Here is a 15,405-nt window from a genome sequence, read left to right on the forward strand (position 1 = left end):
TTGTAGAAGATTGTAATAGAACGTTTTTAACCTCATCAAAAGACCGAGCAGTTGCAATGACCTTGACAGATGGACATCCTCTTAGGTACATTTGTAGTCCATCAATGATAACAGGGTGATCATCCCCAATTATCACATTGATTAATGAATTCACACAGTCCTCAAATCCTAATAATGGCGCATCTTGTTTCTGTAAAATGACGTATCTTAGTGGGAATATCAATAGCATTCCGTGTCATTGCGACGAGCCATCTTTCACTTGATACTAGGGAAAGTTCACAAAACAAGGTGCGATATCCATCTTACAGATAGATTTGTCTCAGTTTAAAATAATTCAGGAAAAGCAGATTTGTTCTACTTGTGCGCTATGGTAACAGAAACTTTAATTGCGTCAAAATACTAATTAAAATTTACATAATAAAAGATTGCTTTATAAACACACATTTCTGAGGGCTGGTATACTAACTTTTATAGCAAACGTTATGCTCGTTTTACCATACAAGCCTTTTGGTTTCTTCATGAGGATTATCATGGATCAGTCAATAATACTTTCCAATCTCGCTGCTCGATTACAAGAAACCAATGATTCGGCAATAACGCATCTAAGGCGAACACTTGCAGTGCTAGGATATGATCATACAATTGCTTTAATCACTGAAGCCGAAGCACTAGTTACTCAAGGGGGGATACCTACTAACGATAATACTCGAAAACGAACTTTGGGGGGAACTTTTTTTTACTTAGTTAGACGTGATGTCTCATGGAAAAATAGAATTGCAATATTCGGCATTTCTCCATCACAGCAAGCACAAATATTTTCATGGGAGGCAAGAGGAGATGACTATTCTAAATTTAGTAATCCAGCGATTGCTTCTTCAATACAGACCACATTAAGTGGAAAGCCTTCTCATGTCATCATCCAGCCTAAACGAGTTATTCTCTCGTTTAAAATAATACCCCCAACAACAGGAATAGCAAAAGATATCCAGCCACCACAAGACGAAACATTTATTACAGCCTATGTATCACGAAAGCACTGGCTCAAGCTCGTGGATCAAGGGTATAGAGACACAAGTATTACATTGAAAGGTCAGCTTTTTTATGATGAAGGCTTAGAAGGATTATCATTCTATGCTTACAAATTAAAACATACCCCTGAGATTTCACCAATGATTTCATATCAATGCATAACAAATATTGATCAGGTTATCATAAAAAAAAAGCTCGTTCTTTTGAAAACCACCTATAATCCTTCATTAGTAACCATTCCTGATTATCTACCACCAGCGCCAACGAATCCAACGGAAATCATGTTATATATCAATCGAAAATCATGGAAAGGAATTTCATCAAATCTGCACATTAATGTAGAAGGTTTTGCATACCATGACCCTCTTTTTTCTGGCATTACAGTAAGTGTACGAACGATAAAATATATAGAGCCTACATAAATGTACTTCTGAGTCGAATACATATCCATGTCTGTGCAGTGTAGCAAACAAACTGACAGTATTGTATCCAAACCCTACCATTTTATACAATCCAACATCGATGTATTCTCGCTATTTTTGCCATCCGTTCCTGGAATGCATCATGATCATGCATCAGTACCCGCCTTCAGGAGATGGCGGCTGGGGCATCAACTCGGTGCGGTATGGTTTTGTGCGTGGTGCTTCGGTGCGGATACGGCGTGGGAGCCACGCTGCGATGCCCATGCCGCCATCTATCGTCAAGCGGCGGATGATGATGCCGTGGTCATTCGGGCCGTGAACTCGCCGTGCGTGGGGATGTGCGGCTATAACGGCCCTGCCGAGCCGCCCTATTAAGGTCGCGCTCATCCGGTATTGGTTGCAACCACCCGCCGTAGAGCGGGTGGTTTTTTTATTCCCGCCCGACCTGTGGCAGCCACACCCGCTGCGGCACAGGCGAAACCTTTAGCACCGTAGCGGGATTCCCGAGCAGCAGGGTGGTGCGCAAGGCATCGGTGCAACAGTGACCATGTAAGGCCAATTGCAGCAATCCGGCCTCGGTCACGTGGCCAAGGGTTGGTTGGTCGGTGGTTATGGCCGCCGTTACCAATCCATCCTGAAGCTGATCATGTCCATGCGCCACTCCCAAGCCACTCGATCCCCATGTGGCAATCGCACCGCCGTCCGGGTGCAGTACCAAGGCCTCATCAAGCGTCGTCCCGCGTGGACTGGGCTGGTGAAAGGCACTGGTCAGGCAAGTCAATGCCAGCAGCAGCGGCAGCCGTTCGTCATTGTGCAATGCCGCAACTGCATTGAGATCAAGCAAGCCACGCGGCTCGAGGAGCGGATCGGTCACCGCCCACTGGTAGGCGTGGCTATGCCCCGTGTATTGCATGATCGTCGCCCCTGTGTTCCACATCGCCAGGACTCGTTCACGAACGACCTGCGCATCGGCCACATGCCATGCAGGGTCAGCGGTCGATGCCTGCGGCGCATAATAGGCGCGGTGCAGGGTCATGGTCACGGGATAGACCGTTTCACTCTGGGCCGCGAGCTGTGGAAAATCAAGTGCCCCCTCAGCGTTGTCGGCGATACTGCCGACCGTACTTTGCCACACGCCCCATGGTGCGGCGGCATAGCGCTGCTGTTTGGTGATGAGCGCGGTTAATTCGGCGACATTTTTGACGGGCCAGCGTCCAACCGGCAGATCAGGTAGCAGGTCGTCGCGCGGATCAGCACCGTCTAGTTGGCCATAACAGGATTCACAGGCCGTTTCCCCCAGCCATAAATCAACCTCGGCGAGCAACGGTGGGATCAGCGTTATCTGGCCATAGCCCAGGACATCGCGCGGATCAGCCGTGCCATCGCCGACGAATAGGACGCTCGTTGGTGGCGTTGGCCATGTCGCCGCTGCATGGCGCAAGAATGCTCGCAGTGCATCCGGTGACATCTGGCCAAAAGCCCATGCCGCATCGAGATCCTCCCGCGCGATCAGCACCGTGGTCGGCGTGCGCAGCGGCTCAAGCGCGTGCAGGAAGACACGCGGGGCAATGATGACATCGGCTCCGGCGGTGGGCAGTGCGACGGGGCTATGGCGCTGAAGCGTTGGCGTGGGGAGCGGCCCATGGCCCACCATGAGATAGCGGCGGCTGACCAGACTATCGGCCAGCACGGGCGTTTGTCCCGCAGGCAAGATGATAATCTGCGGCTGCTCCGGCACGGTCACATCATAGAGCGTGCGCAGCGGGGGTGCGTCGGGTAGAGCGTACCGCGCAGGCGTTGGCCCACTCCAAAACGGTTCGGTTGGTCGCGTTGTCAATCGCATGGGGCGGGTTACGGTCACGGTTTCGAGCAACACGCTGGCTGCGCCGATGGCGGGAGTAGGCAGGGTCACGGCGATGGTCGTGCTCGCCGTTACCACCACCGAGGTTTGCCATGCCGAGGTCGCAGGGACGGTGATCGGCACGGTGTTCACCACCAGCGTCACGGGCAGACTGGTGGCGGTCGCGCCGCGCAGGATCACGGTCATCAGGCCGCTCGCCTGTGGCAGCGTTGTGGTCAACGGGATCGTCGCCGCCTGCGCATCTCCACCTGCAAGGCTACTCAGGCGGGTGCTGAAGGTGTGCCAGCCGCGCATCCCCACATGGCGACTCTCAAGCAGCTGCGGATCATTCCATTCGTCCGTCATCCAGACCGTATCGCTCAACGGTGCGGTGCTGGCAATCGCCAAGCGCGAGGCCATCGGCGGCGAGGGCGTGGCCGCTGCGGTCGTCAGCCAGAGGGTCGAAGCACGGTTCCAGCGATCACCAACCGCATTGACATACAAGCGTACCTCGTCATGGGCAGCGACCACGCCATCGCCAATCCCACGCCAATCGAGCGGGATCACCACCCCGTGATGTTGTACCTGCACGGTCGCCGGATTGAGGGTTGTGAGGTCAATCCCCGCTGCGGCCAACATCGCCCCCGTTACCCGTTGCATGCCCGGTTCGGTCACGGTCAGCGTCCATGTCTGGTCGGCCAAGGCCAATGGATTGGTCGGCGGCACGGGATCGCCAAAGGGCACACGCGGCAGGGCTTGGAGATCGGCAGGGGATGCCACCAGCACGGCATGGTCGAGCACGGCGTGCAGCTGCGTCACCTGCTGGATCTGGCCACGCTGCTGGATGATCGGCTGGACCTGGTACACCCACACGCCGTAGCCGCGATAGTTGCCACTGCGCAGCAGGGTCACGGGCGTGGTCGGCAGGTCGGCCAGTCGCGCCGGATCAACCTCAGGCAGTGTGGTTGTGTCCATGGTCACGGTCAGGATTGGCGCGGCAGCACTGAGGCTGCGCACGGCGACGGTCGTGGGCTGGGACGGCACACCCGCCAGCACCACCGTTGTGCCCACTGTGGTCACGGTGAAGGGCATGGATGTCGCCAGCGCGGCATGTGGCACGGCCACGAGCAGGATGATCAGCAGCAGCAGATAGTTAAAGACCCGCATCAGGATTCTCCGCTAGTAGTTTGATTAAACTGGTGGCCGTCGCTTCGGCCTGCATCACCGTGGCCACCCCGACTTTGCGCGGATTGACCACGACCGCTGGGGCTGCCGCTGCACCGCCTGCACTTGCCACATCCGAGGGCATGTCCGCCGCGCCACCCCGTCCGCGTTTGCCCTTGGCAGGCGGCTCGTCGTCGACCGCATCACGCGGAATGCTGAGGGTCAAGCGGGTCAAGGCGGCTAAGGCGATATCACGCGGGGTCGCCGCTTTCGCATGGCTCAAGGCCAGCACGCGGGCGGCACGCGATAACGGACAGGTCGGAGCCAGCAGCTGGGCATGGCGTTCGGCCCGATCGCGCTCCATCCGCGCGGTAATCGCTTCCCACAGCGCTGGGGGCGAATCCCGCAGCAAGCGCACGCGTTCCGCGCGGCCAAACTGGGCCAAAGCCCGTAGCCGTTCATCGAGGGCATCGCGTGGTGGGGGAGCCAGCGTGGTCAGGGTACGGGGTGCGCCACCCTGCGGCAGCGCAGGCCAGAGCGGCAGCGGCGTGATCGTGCAGATCGGTTGACGGAAGCCATTAATGGAGATCGCCGCATAGCCTTCTTCGCGTAAGGGAATTCCCGCCCAATCCTGCATGGTCAGTCGCGCGTCAGGATACTGGCGCTGCCACACCGCTGCATCCGGGCCAAAGGCCGACAGCAGCAAGCGGGTTTGGACAATCTCCAAGGTCGTCGCCAACATCTCGGCAGGCAGTTGACTGGTGCCTTGGTGCATCAAGACCAAGCCAATCCCAAATGAGCGCAAGCGCTCCAGAATCTTCTGGTAGTTGGCCGGATCGCCGCGCCGCATCGCTTCCTGAAATTCATCGACGACCAACACCCACGGCTCCCGCTCCTCTTCGGGCGTATCCAGCCGACTGAACGCCGCTGCGAGCACGAGGTTAATCAGCACGTTGGCCAAAATCCCGCCAGCGGTCGCGCCAATCAGTTCGACGGGCAGTTTGGCCAACACAATCTTGCGCTGATCCATCACTTGGCGAAACGGGATTGTCGTGCGGGTCTGGTTACAGGTGATGCGCACGGTGCGATTGATCAAAAATTGACTCAAACGGCGTTGCAAGGCGGTCATTGAGGACTTCTGCGTATCGCTCAATTTCGGAAACTGATAGGTCCAGAACAGCACTAAATCGGGATCGGTGACCCGCTCCAGCACCGTGGCGCGGTAGGCACTACTGGAAAAGAGCAAATAGAGGTGGGCAATGGTCGGGGTTGGTTCGCCTTCCATCAGGGTCAACGCGCCATAGCGCAAGGCTTCCTGCATCCCTGCCGAATCGCCCCAATGGCTATCGGTACTGGCGACTAAGGCTTCGAGCAGCTCGACCAAAAAGTCGGGTTCGGTATCCTTGTTTAAATAGGTTGGGTCGAGCAGATTCAACCCAAGGCAGTGCTCAGGATCAAGCGGGTCAAAGACAATCACATCATCAAGGCGATCATCAGGAATCATCGTTAACAGGTCATTGACCAAATCCCCCTTGAAGTCAATAACCCCAAACCCTGCCCCAATCCGCAACAATTCGCCCAGCTGCACCTTGGCGGCGTGGCTCTTGCCTGCCCCCGTGCTGGCCGTGATCTGCTGATGAAAGGTGTAGCTTTTGAGTGGAAATCCCAAATAGACCTGCCGTCCATCGGCGGCCTCGCCCCCAGTAATCCGCACAATCCGGTCTTTGAGTGGCGTGGTTCGATCAAAGGGCGGTGGCGGCGCGCCAACGTCACTGACCATCAAGGCCGGACTGGCGGGGGCAAACCGGTTATTGCGCCAGATGGCCACGGTTAAGTGTCGTCCTGTGGGCAAGTGCCAGAGCGCCGTGACTTCAGGCAAACTCAGCACGGGCAGGGTTGGTGTTGGCAGCAAGGGCGGCAGCGGCATGGGCAGCCAGCGCACGGCGTGGCGATCGCGCATGGCAGGCGTGATCGTGGTCTGGATGCGGCCATGGGTCCAGGCTTGCTGCACGCGGTCGTGCTGCGCGGTATAACTGGCGAGTGCCCCGAGCAGAATCTGGTGTTGGGCGGTGGCAATCGCGGCAGTCTCAGCCAGCACCACCGTGCGCAGGGCGACCGTTACAGCAGGACTTTGCAGCTTGGCCAGCATCGCGGTCGCGGTTTCTTTGCTCGCACTGGCCTGCTGGTCTTTGGCGCTCAGTCCCAGCAGATCGGTCATGGCGCGCCCGTGTTGCTGCCAGCGTTCCGGTACGGGGCCAAGGGTCAACGAGACCCCCATTGCGGTTACGCCTTGTTGGGGTCGCAAGCCGCCGATCAGCGCATCGAGCGGGTCGCCCACCATCGCATCGGCGCGGCGCAACGGATAGATCGCGGGCTGCGTCAGCGTGTGCTGCGTCCAGACCAGCGCGGGGGCAGTGGTTGCGACTGGATCGCGCTGCACCAGCAGATCACACCCCGGCACAAAGCCTTGCCATGCACTGAACACAGGCGCGTGTAAATCGGAATGCGAGAGCCAGAGACTCCACGCAATCCCCTGATCGGTGTACCAGAGTTCGAGCGCAATCCGCCGATCGGCAGGGGCATGGGTCACAATCGCCTGCAAGACGCGCACGATTTCCCCGGCCATCGCCGCCTCACGTTGGCCGAGTTGGGCCGCCGTGCTACTGTGCGGATCGGTGGTCATGGGTTTGGGAATGCGCAGCAGATACCATTGTCCCTCAACGGCTGGTCGCCGCCGCAATCGGAGCCATGCGACCAGCGTCGCGAGCAGCCACAGCCCATAGCCGAGGAGCAGCCACCCACTGATCGTGTGCATTTGTGTGACGAGCGTAGCGATGGGAGCAAGGCGGGGACTGGTCAGATGACCGAGCAGCCATGGGCTGAACAGCCACAGCACGCCGACCAACACGACCCCGATTCCCGCCAGCGTGCGGCCATAGACCGCGAGGATTAAGCGTCCATGCATACGGGTTCCTCCTCAGACAGCGCATCAGCCGTCTCGTCTGCATCAATCCCGACCAGTGCCCAGACCTCGGCCTCCGTGACCTCGCGTTTGAGCAGCAGGCCGTGGCGCGAGTGTGTCCCTAAAACAGCGGCTAACCGATCCGTGGCCAACGCGACCAACCGTTCGGCGAATCCACGATCGACCCCCAACACGGTCGCGGCTTGTTTGGTCGAGACCCCATTGCGCCGATCCGCCAGCAACGCTTCAAGCAGCGCGTGCAGCTGGTCATCGCTGAGCACGGCATCGTGGGAAACCTGTGCGACGGGTGGCAGCGACCGCGCGAGTAATGGCTCAGGGCTGGCCAGCTGCGCTGGAATCCCACGGGATGTCGCTCCACCCGCTGCGGTTGTGGGCAACGCCATCACGGGCTGAAACAAATCGATCGGATCGCACTGCCAAAAGACATGCGATGGTGGCGCTTCTGGCTGTGCCATGCCGAGGTGTGTGTCCCATGGTGCAGCCACATGGACACACACCTCGGCATGGGCGAGCAGGAGTCCTGGCATGGTTACCAACATCCATGGGTCAAGACCATGGGCCTTCAGCACCCCTGTGGTGGGAATTACGCCACCACCCAGATACCCGTGCCACGCGCCGCGCGGAGCCAGTTGATCGCCACCTTGCAGCGTGGCCTCCGCCCACGGCAGATCGCTCACGGTCAGGATCGGGCGCGGACTACCTGCCTGCCATGCTGGCAGCGCCATGGCGATAATCCGCTGCACGAGCGCTGCTTGTTCGGCATTATCGGGTAGCACGACCACCACGACCCCGCCGCGCTGGAGCAGCAGCGGCAGATCATCGCATGGGGTCGCAAACACACTCAGCCAATCAAGGGTGCGCCAGCGTCGTAAGCGCACTGCCCAGCGCTGGGCCGCCATCCGTTGCTCGATGGCCGCGCGATCCGGTGCGGCGATGACCTGTCCAGCCAGCGCAAGGAGATCGCCAAGGCTGGGGTGCGCGCGGCTCCGCCAGTGGGCGAGCAAGGTGGGAATCGTCTGCCAGAGGGCATCGTCCGGTTGGAGATCCGCCATCTGGGCCAGCATCGTTGTCATGGCCGTGTCATCGAGCCATGCCGCCACATCCAGCGTGGTGGTCACCGCAGGCTGACGACCATCGACCACGCGCAGCCGCTCCCCCAGCGGTTCGAGCATGGGCACGAGGGTCGCGGCATGCGCTGGTGTGACGAGTGCGACCACACTGGCATGCGCATGGAGGCTTTGGTCAACCAGTTGCGCGACGGTGGCCCAGCGCTGCGCAGCCGGGCCACGGAGATCGAGCGGCGTGCCAAGGGGCAGCGCCACATCAGGACTGAACTGCCACCCCACGCCAGCGACCGCAGGCAGCTGTGTTGGCAACGACGGCAGATCGGGCAGCAGCGCGGCCTCGTCGAGCGGCAAATCACCCACCCACGGCTGTGGCCGCAGCAATCCCACCATCCAAACGAGCGCCAATGACCATCCCCAGCGTTGCGGGGTGGCATGGACGGCCTGCACCACGCCGTTGCGCAGCGCCCAGCCCTGCATCGTCTGATCATCCGCGCCACCCCGCCGCCAGCGCAGGATCGGCATGGTCAGGGTCACGGGACGCAGCGTAGCCAATGGGATGCGCTCGCGCAACGTCGTCATGAGCAGGGTGTGGGTGGCAGGGGTGGTCTGGAGCAGCAGTTGCCGCCCGTGCGTGGTGGGGACGAGCCAGAGCCATGCCGCGCCCATCCCCACCCCATCGACAAGTGCATCCCTCAGCGTGGACGCATCGATCCCCGCCGGAACCCGCACCCGCCACGCCGACCATTGCGCCTGCTCGGTCGTGATGGTTGCTAGCACCCGCCAGAGCAGCCAGCTTCCACCGCTGATCAGGACGATCAGAATGAGCACGCTCATACCCCCTCCTCGCCATCTTCAATGACCAGCACGGTGGTGCTTGCCGTGGTCGGTGCAGCCATCACAACGGGCGGCATAGCTGGAATCGCCGTGGCCAACGGTGCAGTTCCCACAGGCCGTGGTGGCAACGCGGCACGTTGGGCAGCGAGAAACGCACCCCACGCTGCCGCGCGTTGGCGGGCTGCCACGGTCGGATCCGCCGCTGCTGGGCCAAACCAGCGATCAAACACGCCCATCGCCCGCCTCCGTATGCAGCACCGCCCGTTGGGGGATCAGTTGCCATTCCCAGTGCGAGAGGTGGTTATAGATGAGGTACGGCGTTTCGTTGACAATGATCAGATATTGGCCCGCCCGCTCCTGTCGCTGCGCATCGGTCATGCCCAACCCGGTAATCCACTGCAATTGGGCATCCGTCACCATGGGGAAGCGCTCGCGCAGTGCAGGCAATTGGTCGCTGCGCATCGTGCCGATCACGGTCACAAAGCTGTTTTCAAAAATCTCCGCTCCGGCCTTGGTTTCCAGCAAGTGCGTGGTTTGGTCAATCACCCACACGCCTGCGCCGAAGCGCCGCACCGTCTTGGCCAAGCGTTCAGCGAAGCTGGCCAAGAGGGGATTGGCAAACAAGACCCCCGCCTCATCGATTCCAATAATGGCCTTCCGTGGCCTGACCCGAATCTCGCGCTGAATCGCACTGGCGATCAAGATCAGAAAGAACTGTTTAATATGGTCGGGCATTGTCGCATCGGACACGTCATAGATCACGACCGGGGTCGTGGGATCAAGGGTCAAGTCCATCGTCGAGGGCTGATCAAAGACCTCGGCAAAGGGCGAGAGCGTCCACGGCAGGATGAGGTCACGCAGGCCGGTTGTATCATCAGCCAACAGCGTCACGACATCCGACAAGCGTGGCGCGGCATGGGTGGCATACAGCACCGACAAGACCCGGCGCAGGGTCTGACGATGGAGCTGGGTCAATGCCCCATCCAGCAACCACTGGAGGACTTCCTCCACGTGGAGCACTTGGGTCACAAGGTCGTGCTGCAGATCAACAATCGGGTCGAGCAGATTCAGTTTGAGCGTATCCAACGCCACCCGATTGACCGAGGCGCGGTCAGCATAGGCTTCGGCGAGGGGAGCAAATGCCCCTTGCGGGTCAAGCAGAATCAGTTGGTAGCCTGCATCATCGACGAGGCGCGACCCCAACGTGGCCACATAGCTACTCTTCCCACTCCCGGTTGCGCCACAGAAAAAGCCGTGTAGCGCAGGCAAGGCGGTTAAGTCCAAGAGCAACGGCGTGCCGCGCATTTCGTCCACGCCTGCGAGTAATGCTGTCGCTGGTGGCTGTGAGCGCTGGGCCAAATAGATCGGCAGCAGCGTTGCCAGCTGCGCGGTAATCATGGGGTGGCCCGCCGTGGGCAGGTCAAGGGTGGCGGTGGCATGCGTGCCGAGCATGGGCAGCAGATCCTGTTGGCGACCACGCATCGGATGGAAGCTGATCGTCGATCCGAGTGCTTGGCGGGCTGCTTGGGCCTGGGTGCGCGCCAGTTCCAGCGTGGCCGCGCCGACAAAGACCGCGACCTGGACTGTGTGCAAGAGTGCGCCCCGCTCCAGATGGGTCGAGGCGGCTTGCCAGTCTTGCACGGCGTGGCGACGCGCTTCGTCATAGGTCGGATTGAGCGCCGCATGCGCATCGAGCCGTTGCAAGGCCACATCCATGGTCGTGCGCGCGCGGTCAGGAGCCATGGTCAGCGCATCGACGACGATGATTGCATGCGTTTGCTCGAGCAAGAGCGAGCGAAACAGCAAGGGCGAGAGCGATCCGTGCCAGCGCTCGGCCAGCATCCCCTGCCAGCAGCGTTGGCCCGTTGGGGTATCCGCAATACAACTCGCTACGGTCATCTGCACCGTTGGCGCGCCCAACAGCAAGGGCAGACTGCGCAGGCGCGTTGCCCCGCCACAGGCGCGCCCGAGGGTATGTTCGACCGTCGCAGGTGCGAGGCTGGCCGGACACCAGACCACCAGATAGTGGGTCATGCTGGTCATGGCGTGCTGCTCTAAGTCCTGCATATGCAACAGTTGGGCAGTCAGGCGCGGATGCTGGGGGTCGCTGGGATCAAGCAAGCGCAGCTGGTCGTGAATCCGCTGGCGACGATTGGCCAACGAGCGGGGTGCAACCACACTGATTAAGCGCCAATCGACGACGAGACTTTGCACTGCCTGCCGCACCCGATCAATCGCCACCTCCCATTGTTGGGGATGGAGATTCAAGACTTCAAGGCCGTGCAGCTGGAGAAGCAGGGGGGTGGTCATTCCAGCCCCCGATCGGCCAAACTGACCAGCGTGCCATCGGGCTGCATCACCGCCGTCGTGGTCGTGCGGCCCGTGGCCTCACCCTGCCCCAACGTGCGACAATCCACCGTCAAGCGCTGCGGAGCGAGCAATCGCACAAGGCCATACCGCAGCATGCCGAACACCAGCCCCCGCAATGGTTGCTCCTGATAGGTTCCGCGTGCCACCACGAGGCCCAGCACCACGCCAACGAGCAACCGCACCAAGAGCGGTAATCCGATGGGGGCAAGGACGACACTCATGGCGATGCCGCAGCCACCAAGGGTCACCAGATCGCCGATAGACAAGCCGCCGAGCGCGGGCACGCTGACAATCGTGGTGGGCGGCTGTAAAAAGGGTCGAAAGACCTGCATCATGCACCTCCTTGAAACAAAGGACGCTGCGCAGCGGTCGTGCTGCACAGCGTTCCATCCACCACAACCTTATTGCCCAACCGCCTTGAAGGCGGGCTTCACCACATCCAAGATAATGGGAATTAAGGCAATCAGCATGATCCCGCCGAGGAAATAGGCGATGCGCAGCTTTTTCGCGAGCGCACTGGCAAAGGAGCCAGCCACAAACATCACGCCAAAGGTCAAGCCACACAAGCCAAAGACGACCCACGCGAAGGTATACAAACTGTCAATATTGACAAACTTGTTCAAGAGTTCCATCACATCGAACTCACCAGCAGCGACCAACAATCGAGCCATACAAACCTCCAAAACCACTAGGGAAGAATCGATTGACCAACCGACCCAATCTGCACCGTCACGGGAACGGGCTGAGCCGGGTCAAGCGGACAGGTCCAGACGACCGTCTGCGCGGTCGTGATGGCGAGCGGCCACGGCTGATCCGGCTGGAGTGGCTTGGTTACGCCCTCCACCGTACACGTCGCATCGGCGGCCAGCAGCACCGTGGCCGGACTGCGTAGCACCGTCGTGATCGCCAAGCCCTGCGGGGTCGCGGTCACGGTCTGCCAGTCCACCTGCAAAACGGGTCGCTCCGGCATAGCGATGCTGAGGGGCACGGCCTGCCCAGCAACGGCGAGCGGCAGATCAACGCGCGTGCCAGGCATGGCCGTAGCCGTGACCGGAATCGTGATCGTGGTCGCGGTGGCCACAGGCAGCGTGACGAGCGGCTGCCCGTGGTGCGTCACGCTGCCCGCCTGATCAGTTGGCCCAACGGTCACACTGACCATGAGCGTGGGTTGCATCGCCACCAGCGTCCAGTCCATCCCCATGACCGTCATCGGAACTGCGCCATCACGGCTCGTCAGCAGCGGCTGATCCGCAGGAATGGCCTGCACCAGCGTGCGGGTGCTGAGGTCGTCCTGATCCCAGAGCACCAGCGTCACGCCGACCTGCTGCTGGGGAATCGTGGCACTGGCATAGACCGCCACGGTTTGGCGTGCCACCACGCGCAGGACGCGTTGCTCGCCCCGCACCTGCTGGAGCGTCAGCGACGACCCAACGGTCAGGGCATCTGGAGCGAGCGCTGCCCCATCCAGCCCCAGCACGACCTGACTGCGCGTCCCACCCCAGACCGCCGTGGTTGCGGGAACGCCCGTGGGATCAGGCCAGCCCATGGCCGGGTCAAAGGCTTGCACCGCAAATGCCTGTGACCCGATCAGCAGCTGCACCGGAGCAGCCTCGCCATCGGCGACGGTCACGGGACGCAGCACCCCCGCCGCCAACGGTGCGGCCTGCGAGCGACGACCAAGGAGCAGCCAACCCAGCACCACTACCACGATGATCACCACCCCGATCCAGCGCTGCGCTGCACGCGGCGCTGGTACAGCGGACACCGTTGCCGTGGGACGGGCTGTGGTGGGCGTGCCCAGCCAGACCAACTGACCATTGACCGGAACGGCACCTTCGCGGTGCCAAAGGTCAGTTAGACGGTCAAGTTCGGCGTGGCGGGCCGCCACGGATAAGCCCGCAAGCAGGGGAGCCAGAAACGCCTGAAACTCATGGTCATAGGGACTGGTCATTGTGCGCCTCCAAAGGTGGGCGGCATAACCGCCTCGCTCACGGGCAGATGCACGCGATCTGCACTCGCCGCGAGCGGCATCACCTGACCCAACCACGGCACGCGCACCACCAAGCCCTCCTGCATGGGCAGCGTCACCACCCAGCGTCCCGTGCGATCCGTCCAGCCCTGTGCCAGCCGATCACCGGCGGGACTATCGACGACGACCGCCATGCCACCAATCCCCTGATCGCGGCCACAGGTTGCCGTCCCGCGACAGACCTGTACCGTGACCATGCGCGTCGATGCAGGCAGCGCCTGAAAGCGCCAGCCGAGGACGGGCAGCGTGGCCGTTGGGCGTGCCCCGACGGGATCAGGGCTGGGTGGCAGCGGCGCACTCGGCGAGGGCAGCGCGGCCACCGGATCGGTCATGGTCGGCAGGGGCGTGGTCACGAGCGAATCGACGATCAGGTCGGCACTCCAGATCCAACCTGCCAACGGCGCTGCCCCCACCCGAAAGGCGGTGACCTCGACATAGCCTTGAAACATCCGCCCGGTTAAGGTCACGCTGTAGCCACGTGGGATATGGGCGAGTGGCACATAGGCGATGCCTGGCCCGGCGCGGAGATCGCTCTCGGCATCGGCCACGACATGGGCTTGCGCTGGGGGAATGGTCTGGATCGCCAAGGGCAGGCTGAGCAGCGCACACGGCTCGACCCCTGCCCGAATCTGACTATCCACGACGGCCACCGGCTGCCCATCGATGACACAGGCGGTTGGCACGGGTGGGGTCGTGCTGCCGCTCGGCGCGTCCACCACAGGCGCAGCAGGTACGGCGGTCATGGTCGGAAACACGATGATCGGCGGGAGGCCAGCATCGCCCGAAACAGCAGTTGGAACGATAGGCAGGGGTGTACTGCTCGCCGTCGGCATGGCCGTCGCAACACGTGTCGCCGTTGGCACGCTGGTTGGGGTGGTACTGGCGGTCGGTGTGGCGGTGGGTAGCGTGGTCGTGGTTGGCAAGGCCGTTGGCTCCACCGTCGCGGTTGCTGGAATCAGACTGGGCATGATGGGGGTATCCGTTGGCGCGATCCACACCGTTGCGGTTGCGCTAGGCTGCTCGACCACCGTCGCGGTTGGCAGTGGCGTACCCGGGTTCGTCAGATCAAGCAGCACCGTCGTCATCACTGGATCCGTCGGGCGATCACGGCGGGATGCGGTGATGACCAGCGGATCGGTGGCGGTGACGGGAACGGTGAAGGCCAGCGTGGCGACCGCAGGCAGCGTCGGATCATGGAGCGGGCCACAGATCGCGGCTGATTCATGGATCGTGCACTCCCGATTGTGGCTCGTGACGACCTGATCCCATGCGCCTGCCGGAGAGAGGTTCAGGGTCAGGGTCGTCGTGGCTGCCTCGGCAGGCTGCGTCACGACCACGGTTACGACCATGCCCGGCAGCGCGACCTGCGGCTGGGCCACCAGCTGCACCACGGGGGTGATCAGCGCGGGTGGCAACCGTCGCAGGTCGTGCTCCGGCGTGGGCCAACTCACGACAATCGTGGTGAGCGCCGCCAGCCATGCGCCTAAGCGCCGAACGATCATCAAAACCTCCTTTCGAGAAAACCATCTTTCTCGATTGTAGGGATTGACAGACCCGATCGTGCAGTCGTCATGTCGTTGCTTTGCGCAGCAGCGCCGCACAACCCCGACATAACCCCGACACCTGTCTCTTATACCCATCTGACGCTGCCGACGAAGCTAGAAGTG

10 protein-coding genes are annotated in these 15,405 nt (G+C 61.0%); 1 reads left to right on the forward strand and 9 read right to left on the reverse strand.

Annotation, left to right across the window (positions count from 1 at the left end; translation table 11 throughout):
* The first annotated feature begins 530 nt into the window (after positions 1-530).
* Positions 531-1,451, forward strand: a complete 921-nt coding sequence (locus tag C5S61_RS24725; RefSeq protein ID WP_240614567.1) for a phosphorylated adapter RNA export RNA-binding domain-containing protein — start codon at positions 531-533, stop codon at positions 1,449-1,451.
* Positions 1,452-1,881: 430 nt separating this feature from the next.
* Here C5S61_RS24725 and C5S61_RS24735 read toward each other — a convergent pair whose 3' ends face one another.
* The 9 genes from C5S61_RS24735 to C5S61_RS24775 all read right to left on the reverse strand — a co-directional run bounded on the left by C5S61_RS24735 (position 1,882) and on the right by C5S61_RS24775 (position 15,240).
* Positions 1,882-4,458 (reverse strand): C25 family cysteine peptidase, encoded by a 2,577-nt coding sequence (locus C5S61_RS24735; protein ID WP_110519942.1) that lies wholly within the window; start codon positions 4,456-4,458, stop codon positions 1,882-1,884.
* The gene (locus C5S61_RS24740) at positions 4,445-7,420 is read right to left on the reverse strand and encodes a type IV secretory system conjugative DNA transfer family protein (RefSeq protein ID WP_110519944.1); all 2,976 of its coding nucleotides are present in this window, start codon (positions 7,418-7,420) and stop codon (positions 4,445-4,447) included. Before C5S61_RS24740 ends, C5S61_RS24735 begins: the two co-directional genes overlap by 14 nt.
* Entirely contained in the window at positions 7,405-9,339 is a 1,935-nt protein-coding gene (locus C5S61_RS24745) for a hypothetical protein (protein ID WP_110519946.1), read from the reverse strand. The genes C5S61_RS24740 and C5S61_RS24745 overlap by 16 nt, the downstream gene beginning before the upstream one ends.
* Entirely contained in the window at positions 9,336-9,575 is a 240-nt protein-coding gene (locus C5S61_RS24750) for a hypothetical protein (RefSeq protein ID WP_110519948.1), read from the reverse strand. Before C5S61_RS24750 ends, C5S61_RS24745 begins: the two co-directional genes overlap by 4 nt.
* Positions 9,562-11,649, reverse strand: coding sequence for a helicase HerA domain-containing protein (locus tag C5S61_RS24755; RefSeq protein WP_110519950.1), 2,088 nt, complete (start codon positions 11,647-11,649; stop codon positions 9,562-9,564). Before C5S61_RS24755 ends, C5S61_RS24750 begins: the two co-directional genes overlap by 14 nt.
* Positions 11,646-12,044 carry a hypothetical protein gene (locus tag C5S61_RS24760; protein ID WP_240614569.1) on the reverse strand — a complete coding sequence of 133 codons (399 nt, stop codon included), beginning with the start codon at positions 12,042-12,044 and terminating at the stop codon, positions 11,646-11,648. Before C5S61_RS24760 ends, C5S61_RS24755 begins: the two co-directional genes overlap by 4 nt.
* A 66-nt stretch (positions 12,045-12,110) precedes the next feature.
* Entirely contained in the window at positions 12,111-12,380 is a 270-nt protein-coding gene (locus tag C5S61_RS24765) for a hypothetical protein (RefSeq protein ID WP_110519954.1), read from the reverse strand.
* A 17-nt stretch (positions 12,381-12,397) separates the two neighbouring features.
* Positions 12,398-13,660, reverse strand: coding sequence for a hypothetical protein (locus C5S61_RS24770; protein WP_110519956.1), 1,263 nt, complete (start codon positions 13,658-13,660; stop codon positions 12,398-12,400).
* Positions 13,657-15,240 (reverse strand): SH3 domain-containing protein, encoded by a 1,584-nt coding sequence (locus tag C5S61_RS24775; RefSeq protein ID WP_240614570.1) that lies wholly within the window; start codon positions 15,238-15,240, stop codon positions 13,657-13,659. Before C5S61_RS24775 ends, C5S61_RS24770 begins: the two co-directional genes overlap by 4 nt.
* Positions 15,241-15,405 lie beyond the last annotated feature (165 nt).

It is taken from the genome of Herpetosiphon llansteffanensis, from assembly GCF_003205875.1.
In the GTDB taxonomy this organism is placed as follows: domain Bacteria; phylum Chloroflexota; class Chloroflexia; order Chloroflexales; family Herpetosiphonaceae; genus Herpetosiphon; species Herpetosiphon llansteffanensis.